This is a genomic window from Caloramator mitchellensis, assembly GCF_001440545.1.
GTDB classification, from domain to species: domain Bacteria; phylum Bacillota; class Clostridia; order Clostridiales; family Caloramatoraceae; genus Caloramator; species Caloramator mitchellensis.
In genome coordinates this window covers 1-8,135 of sequence record NZ_LKHP01000027.1, presented here as the reverse complement: position 1 = coordinate 8,135, position 8,135 = coordinate 1, and the positions used below count along the sequence as shown (strand labels likewise).

The window sequence follows — 8,135 nt, the reverse complement described above, 5'->3', positions numbered from 1 at the left end:
GTTGTCTTTTAAGACAACAAGAAATTTTTTCTAACGGGGGAAATTATATGGGAAACATAAGAGAAATAATCATGTCATTAATTGCAGGTATGATTGTAGGTTTTATCTTTACAAAATTATTACTACCTATACCAGCACCGCCAAATATAACAGCCTTCATGGGCATTTTTGGAGTATGGTTAGGCGCAGTATTAGTAGATAATTTAGGGAGGATAAAATCATGAGTGCAATTTTCTTTGGAACATTAGCAGGAGTAATTTTAGGTGCAATTTTTAAAAAGCTAAGACTTCCACTTCCAGCACCTCCAACCCTTGCAGGTGTTTTAGGAGTTTTGGGAGTATTGCTCGGGAGCATGATTGCAGGAATGTTTTAATTTAAAGGCCTTGAGGAAAAATCTTCAAGGCTTTTTTATATTTTATCTTGTATATTTTTTTGACAAGTGGTAAAATAAATTTGATATTATAATAATAGAATTAGAGCTCCTGCCTCTCAAAACCAATAAGCCCAAGCAATTGGGCTATATTTTTTACGGAGGTGAAAATTTGAAAAGGGTATTTTATTTGCTCATTACGCTTCTTCTTTTAACTTCCTGCCAAAGAGTAAATCCAGAGATAAAAAACAAACTGAGCAGCCAAAAGATTGAAAGGATAGTTATAACCAATACACGATATGCAGGAAGATATTCAATTATAGATAAAAAAGCCATTGCAAGGTTTAAAAATAAAATAATTAAGGCAGAGGAAGCTTCTATAAATACAAATCTCGAACCCGACTTTATATTCGACTTCTATTCGGAAAATAAAAAAATTGCTTCATATAAATACATTGCTGAATTAAACGAAAACAATACCGTTAATCTATACGATGAAAGCGGGAAAACATATCGCATCCCAACTTCAATTGAGGATGAATTTATTAAACGACTACTAAAAAAAGATAGAAATGCAAACGTGCCGGACTACTACAAAGACTCAATCAACCTTATATTAGACAAACTTAATGTAAAGGACAAAACAATTGCAATTGACCTTAAAAAAGAAACTATGACTCTTAAATATCTCACCTCTGTAGAAATAAAAGAAATATTTGAGAGCATCAACAGAGATGGAATAAAAATAAATTTATTGGAACAAAATTCAAATTTTGACGTTCTAATAAGTATAAATACAAAAAAATATTCCGGAAACACAGTTCAATCTGAAATAACCGTAACTGATTCAAACGGCGCCAAAACAATTTACTTTATTGAAGGGAATTATAAAAATAAATGGGACTTTTTCATAAAATATAAATAAAGAACTGATGATGACTGCATCTAATACAAGAATAATATTCCTCAGTTAAGTTCAAAATATATTTATAAAAGTGAAAAGGAGGATGCGTATGAGAGCAGTTGTTAGCCAAGATACATGTATAGGATGCGGACTTTGCCCGTCCATTGCACCCGATGTGTTTGAAATGAAGGATGATGGCAAAGCCCATGTTATTGCAAACCCAGTTCCAAAGGATAGCGAAGATGCAGCAAAGGAAGCAGCAGATTCATGTCCAGTAAATGCTATAGCAGTTGAATAAAAGCTCTAACTTTATTGACTACCTAAATCTTTTTTTATGATTTAGGTAGTTTTTTTGCCTAAATTACTAATTAAATCTTTTGATTGATATTATTGCTACATATTTCAAAAAGTTGTAAAATTAATTAGTGCCAAAGTAAATTGACAAACAATTCAAGAAGTCAAGAAATCAAGTGAATGTCACCAATAGAAAGGATGATACTATGAAAAAGGCAGTAAAAGTTATATCGATTATACTTGTGGTTTTATCACTATTCATGCTTGTTATAATGAGCTTTAATCGTAAGATTAAAAAGGGGACAGAGGTTACGACGGATACGGTTAAAAGAGGAGAGATTGTTTCGTTGTTTTCAACAAGTGGGGTGGTTGAGTCAAAGGATAAGAAGGATTACTTTGGAGTTGGAAGCAAGGTTGTTAAAATTTACGTTAGTGAAGGGGAAAGGGTTAAAAAGGGGCAAAAGCTTTTAGAGTTTGAGGTTCAGGACCTTACAAATCAGTTAAAGATTGCAGAAAATCAATTGGAGATTGCAAAGATACAGCTTGAGAATTTAAAGGAGCAAACATCATCTAAAAGCATAGATAATCAGATTAAAATACAAGAAAAGCAGGTGGAGATTGCAAGGCTTAATGTTTTGAGTATCAAGGATAATATAAGTAAGCAGCAAAGGTATATTACTGCAGATTTTGATGGAATTGTTACAGCTCTGAATGCCAAGGAAGGTTCACCATCTCAGGGAATCATTTTAACATTAGAAGACACTCGAAATCTTAAGGTCTCAATAAATGTTAATCAATATGATGTTGTAAATCTTAAGGTAGGGCAAAAGGCAAAGGTTAAATTTTACGACAGGGAATACGAGGGGGTTATTGATTATATAAGCCCTGTTGCAAGCAAGGTTCAATCTGCTCAGGGAATTGATACCATGATTAAGACAAGTATCAAAATTTTAAAATTAGATGAAACGATAAAATCTGGATTTGATGTTGATGTTGATATTATTCTTGGCAAAAAAGAAAATGCACTGAAAATCCCAGCCGAGGCAGTTATAACCGATAAATACGGAAATGAATTTGTATTCTTATTCAATGAAGGAATGGCAAACAAGAAAAAAATTAAAACTGGATTTACATCTGACGTCGATGTAGAGGTTTTAGAGGGACTAAAAGAAGGGGATAAAGTAATTTTAAACCCACCGTCTACATTAACTGATGGAGCAAAGGTTTCTGAAAAGGAAGTGAAAGAATGATACAGCTTCATGACATTGTGAAGGTTTACTCAACTGGGAAAATAGAGTTTGAAGCATTAAAGGGTATTAACTTTACCATAGAAAAGGGCGAATATTTGGCAATTGTTGGCCCTTCGGGCTCTGGCAAATCCACACTCATGAATATTTTAGGCTGCCTTGACAGGCCGACAAAGGGGAAATATATATTAAACGGCAAAGATGTTTCAAATTTAGACGACGACGAGCTTGCAAGAATCAGGAACAAAGAAATAGGCTTTGTTTTTCAGGCGTTTAATCTTCTTCCAAGGCTTACTGCCCTTGAAAATGTAGAGCTGCCTTTGATATACGCAGGTCTTGCCTACTCTAAAAGGATAAAGCTTGCCAAAGAAGCGCTTGAAAAGGTTGGTCTTAGTGACAGAATGCACCACAGACCAAACGAATTATCAGGTGGGCAAAAACAAAGGGTTGCAATTGCAAGGGCAATAGTTTTAAACCCTTCCATTGTAATGGCTGATGAGCCTACAGGAAACCTTGATACTCAATCAAGCATTGACATAATGAAAATATTTCAAAAGCTAAACGATGAAGGTTCAACAATTATAATGGTTACGCATGAAAAGGATATAGCCCAGCACACAAAAAGAGAAATAATAATACGCGATGGCAAAATAATACAAGATAACAAAGTATTAAACAGAACCATTTACTAGGCGGTGATATAGTGAATATATTTGAGAGTTTTAAAGTGGCTATAAGCTCAATCTTTTCAAACAAGTTAAGGTCTTTTCTTACTATGCTTGGAATAATAATAGGCATTTCAAGCGTAATCACAATTGTTGCAATAGGAAAAGGAGGACAAACTGCTATAACCGGTGAATTTGAAAAGATTGGGGTAAACATTGTTGAAATAAAGGTAGACAACTCAACACCATTAAGTAAGAACGACTACTTTTCCATGAAGGATGTATCCCTATTAAAATCAAGAATAGCCGACGTTCAAAACGCCGCGCCTTTTTTTCAGCAGATGGGTTCTATAAAGACTGAAAGGTCGCAAAACAGGGCTATTTTTTTTGGAACAAACGAAGATTATAACAAGATATACAAACTCGAAATATTATATGGAAGATTTTTAAACGAAAAGGATGTTTTATCAAAGAAAAATGTTGTAGTTATTGATGATATAAGCGCAAAGAAAATATTTGGATATGTTGACTGCGTCGGAAAAACTATCAGGATAGGAAACAAGGAGAACATGGTTACAGCAACGATTATTGGAGTAAACAAAAATGAAAATGGGGCTCTTGCAGCAAGCTTTGCAGAAAATATGCCAGCATTTGCATATATTCCTATTACAGTTTCTGAAAAGCTTTTTGAAAAAACATTTAATATCAATCAAATCGAAGTCCTTTTAGGAAGTTCAAAAGATGCAGATTCTGTAGCCAAAAACATGATAAAGCTTTTAGAAACCGTCCATCACAACAAAGACAAATATAAGGCTGAAAATCTTGTAAAACAACTTGACCAGGTTAACCGCATACTTGGTATTTTTACAGCCGTAATTGGTGCAATAGCAGGAATATCCCTTTTGGTTGGCGGAATCGGAGTTATGAACATAATGCTTGTATCGGTAACAGAAAGAACAAGGGAAATAGGAATTAGAAAGGCAATAGGCGCAAGGAGGCGCGATATATTGGTTCAATTTTTAATAGAAGCTTTAATCATATCCTTGATTGGTGGAATAATAGGAATGCTTCTTGGAATACTATTTGCCTATGCCATAGGAAGCTTTTTAAACCTTGCTCCAACTGTTAGCGTTTCAACAATTTTAATAGCCTTTTTATTTTCAAGTGCAGTAGGCATATTCTTTGGAATATATCCTGCCAATAAAGCATCTAAACTTGACCCTATTGAAGCATTACGGTATGAATAGAAGAGCTAAAATGACAGCAACTATAAGTTTGCTGTCATTTTTTTATGGAACAATTGCATAAGTTAATCGTCTAACTAAATGAAGAAAGAAAAAAATAATTTTTTTTAATTCTATGGAACTTTTCCAAAGAAAAATAAGTCAATATATGTGAGTGAGTTCCTAATGAGAAAATTAATTGAAAAATGTTGAAGATATTAGCAGGAATTTTTTAAAAAGCGAAGAATATATTATTACAGGAATTAGGAATTGGTAAATTTAAACTTGCAAAATTTAACTTTTTGGTATATTATACTAAATAGGTATCTCTTAAGGTAATTACTCCAACATTAACCTAGTCGATGATTTAATTCATCATATATTAATCTTTAAAATTCGAGAGGAGGAGAAAATATGGCAAAAGCCAAGAAAATGTTGAGCTTAGCTATGGCTCTACTTGTTACAGTAGGTTCACTAGGCTACGCTCCAAAGGCAAGTGCAGCTGCAGTTGATTATTACAAAGTTGCACTAAAATCATACTCAGTTTATCTAGCACCACAGCTAGAAAAGACAAAACAAACTCAAACTTTAGAGGATCTTAAATTATTACAATCTTACTACAGATCAATTAAGATTCACATGAGCAAGATAACTAACGCTAAGCAAAAGAGCGAAGTATCAAATAAGCTCATGGCTATAAGTGCTGACATAGTTAAGACTATTAACGAAGTAAAGGCAAAGGTAGCAAATGAAGATGCTGCTAAGCTTGTAGCAGCAGCAGAAGAAGCTGTTAAGGCTTATGAAGCAGCTGACCTTTCAACACTTGACAAGGTAGCAGCAGCTAAGGAACTTGGAAAGAAGGCTTTAGAAGCTGTAGCAAAAGTTACAGATGCAGCAAAGAAAGCTGACCTTGAAGCTAAGGTTAAAGCAATGGATAAAAAGGTAACAGATGCTGAAGCTAAGCTTGCAGTATTAAAGGTTGAATCAGTAAGTGCGATTAAAGCTAAGGCTTTAAAAGTTGTTTTCAACAAAGCTGTTGATGATACAAAGGCAAAGTTTGAAGTTAAAAAGGATTCAATATTAGTTAATACTGAAAAGGTTGAATTCGCAGCAGATAAGAAATCAGCAGTAATTACAATGGTAACTAACTTAACAAAGGGTGAATACACAGTTACAGTATCAGGTTTAACTGAAACAGCAATAAGCGGAAAAGTTACTGTTGATGATGTAAAAGTTGCTAAGATTAATATATTATCAACAAAGGCGCCAAGATTAAATAATAATGATAAGAGAGCTTTAGTTTCATATGAAGTTCTTAACCAGTATGGCGAAAAAATTACTGGTCAAACTATTAGCTGGACAATTTCAACAGGAAAGCCAGTTTACAATGAGAATACAATAAATGGAACTTTCGAGATTGAAGCAGCTGGTACTTCAGATTTTATACCAGGACAAGTTGTTTATATAACCGGTGTTCATGCTGCAAGTGCAACTGTTGTAAATGCTCAGGTTGAAATCGCTTTAGCAGCAGAACCAAACGAAGTAGTATTTAAGGGAGTATATGATACTACAAATTCAAAATTAGTAGATCTCCCAGCAGGTTTTGCTAATGGTAGATATGTTTTATTATTCCAAGTTAAGGATCAGTATAACAATTTAATGGCATCACCAAATTTAAGCAAACTTGTATTTACTTCAAATAATCCTTTATTTGTAAGTTCAGATACAGCTAACGGAGCTTTTGCTTCAGCAACTGATGTAACTATTGATGGTGTTACTTATAAAGCAGTTGCACTAAAGGCAGGTAGTTCAGTTAATAACGGTGGAACGGTAACAATTCAAGCTATATCATCTGTAACAGGAAAAATTTCAACTTATACAATTGAAGCCAAGGCATTAGCTGCAGTTAAGACATTTACAATGTCAGCACCTGCTAAGATGGTTGCAGAAGGTGAAAAAGTTGAAATACCATTTACAGCTGTTGACCAATACGGTAATGCAGTAACAAAGTATTCTCAATTAAATGGAAGTGTAACTTTATCACCACTTTATAGTGTTAGTGCTGGATATGGATTAAAATTTGAAGAACAAAATGATGGTACAGCAAAATTATATTACTATGCTCAAGCAGACGGTGCTAATGATAATTTTGATTTACCAGTATATTTAACATCTGTAGTAACTAATGGCGGAAACTTCTCAAGCTTAATGATAAGCGTTAAAGAAAAAGCAAGACCAACAACAATAGTTGGATTAAAGTCAACAAAATCAACATATGTTGCTAAAGGAAATTATGTAGATATAGCTTCAACAGATTTAGTAATTCAAGACCAATACGGTAGAACAATGACAGATGCAGCAGTTAAGGCATGGCTTGATATAGCTTCAGCAAACAGCATAGTTGTTGAATCAACAACAGGATCAGCATTTGATGTCTTACTTGATGGTGCTGGATCAGATGCAACAAAACAAGTAATAGCTGCAAGCACATCTTCAGCAATTAAAGTAAGATTAAGTGCTAATAATACTACAGATAAGACAGAAACAATTAAATTCACATTAGCAACTGGAGATGACGGTTCAAATCCTGTAACAGTAAGTACTAAGTCAATTGTATTTACAAAGACATTCAAGTCAGATTATACAAGCTTTGAAGTAGCTGACTTTGGAAAGATGTATAATGATGGTATTGCTGGTTCAGCTACGGCATCAACTCATAATAAGACTGTAAAAGTTTATGGAGTATTGGCTAATGGTACAAAGGTATTATTACCAGCAGCTGATTATTCATTGGCTTTAACAACAAGCAAGTTAACAACAAGCGGAAGTATAATTGCTGATGTAAGCACAGGTGGATTTGATAAGACTGCTAATGATTTCAAGGATGCATCAGGAAACGCAAAGGATGTTAAAGTAACTGTTTTAGTAACTGTTAATGGAGATTCAGGCGAAGCATTACAGATTATTGAAAAAGAATTAGTAGTTTCTAATGAACAACCAAAAGTTGCAACTGTTACATTTGATGAAGATCTTGTAACTGATGGTAAAGCAGTAATTAACCCTACTACAGGGGGAGTAATTGATACAAACAACTTAAAATCAGTTATAGATGAAGTAAAAGACCAATATGGCGTTGAGTTTACAGAAAATCCAACAATAATAATAACTAACTTAGTAAAAGTTGATGGTTCAACGTTAACAGTAAGTTCAAATGGAACAGCTTCAGCCTCAATAGCTAATGCTACAATGGGAGATAAGTTCACTGCTACATTCAAATATGCAAGTGGAGTAACTGTAAAAGTTGACTTTACTGTTGGATTAACGCAATAATATTATGCTATAACAGTGCCACCTAGTTGACAAGTGACAAACTTGTGCTGCTGGGCGGCACTTTTTTGGCTCTATTTCGGTTCTATAATAAATGCTGGGGTG

Annotated in this window: 8 protein-coding genes; all 8 read left to right on the top strand. The window is 34.0% G+C overall.

Annotated features, from left to right (window positions below):
* Positions 1-47: 47 nt before the first annotated feature.
* The 8 genes from ABG79_RS12330 to ABG79_RS11750 all read left to right on the top strand — a co-directional run bounded on the left by ABG79_RS12330 (position 48) and on the right by ABG79_RS11750 (position 8,033).
* Positions 48-224, top strand: a complete 177-nt coding sequence (locus ABG79_RS12330; protein ID WP_200956822.1) for a XapX domain-containing protein — start codon at positions 48-50, stop codon at positions 222-224.
* A complete protein-coding gene (locus ABG79_RS11780) occupies positions 221-373 on the top strand; it encodes a XapX domain-containing protein (protein WP_057979668.1) in 153 nt (50 codons plus the stop codon). Before ABG79_RS12330 ends, ABG79_RS11780 begins: the two co-directional genes overlap by 4 nt.
* A gap of 169 nt (positions 374-542) precedes the next feature.
* On the top strand, positions 543-1,295 hold the full coding sequence (locus ABG79_RS11775; RefSeq protein WP_057979667.1) for a hypothetical protein: 753 nt from the start codon (positions 543-545) through the stop codon (positions 1,293-1,295).
* Between the two features lie 88 nt (positions 1,296-1,383).
* The gene (locus tag ABG79_RS11770; protein ID WP_057979666.1) at positions 1,384-1,572 is read left to right on the top strand and encodes a ferredoxin; all 189 of its coding nucleotides are present in this window, start codon (positions 1,384-1,386) and stop codon (positions 1,570-1,572) included.
* 202 nt (positions 1,573-1,774) lie between these two features.
* Complete coding sequence (locus ABG79_RS11765; RefSeq protein WP_057979665.1) at positions 1,775-2,818, top strand: efflux RND transporter periplasmic adaptor subunit; 1,044 nt, start codon at positions 1,775-1,777, stop codon at positions 2,816-2,818.
* Positions 2,815-3,507: an ABC transporter ATP-binding protein gene (locus tag ABG79_RS11760; RefSeq protein ID WP_057979664.1), complete on the top strand. Its 693-nt coding sequence runs from the start codon at positions 2,815-2,817 to the stop codon at positions 3,505-3,507. The genes ABG79_RS11765 and ABG79_RS11760 overlap by 4 nt, the downstream gene beginning before the upstream one ends.
* Before the next feature lie 11 nt (positions 3,508-3,518).
* Positions 3,519-4,727, top strand: a complete 1,209-nt coding sequence (locus ABG79_RS11755; protein WP_057979663.1) for an ABC transporter permease — start codon at positions 3,519-3,521, stop codon at positions 4,725-4,727.
* Positions 4,728-5,117: 390 nt separating this feature from the next.
* On the top strand, positions 5,118-8,033 hold the full coding sequence (locus ABG79_RS11750; RefSeq protein ID WP_057979662.1) for a hypothetical protein: 2,916 nt from the start codon (positions 5,118-5,120) through the stop codon (positions 8,031-8,033).
* Positions 8,034-8,135 lie beyond the last annotated feature (102 nt).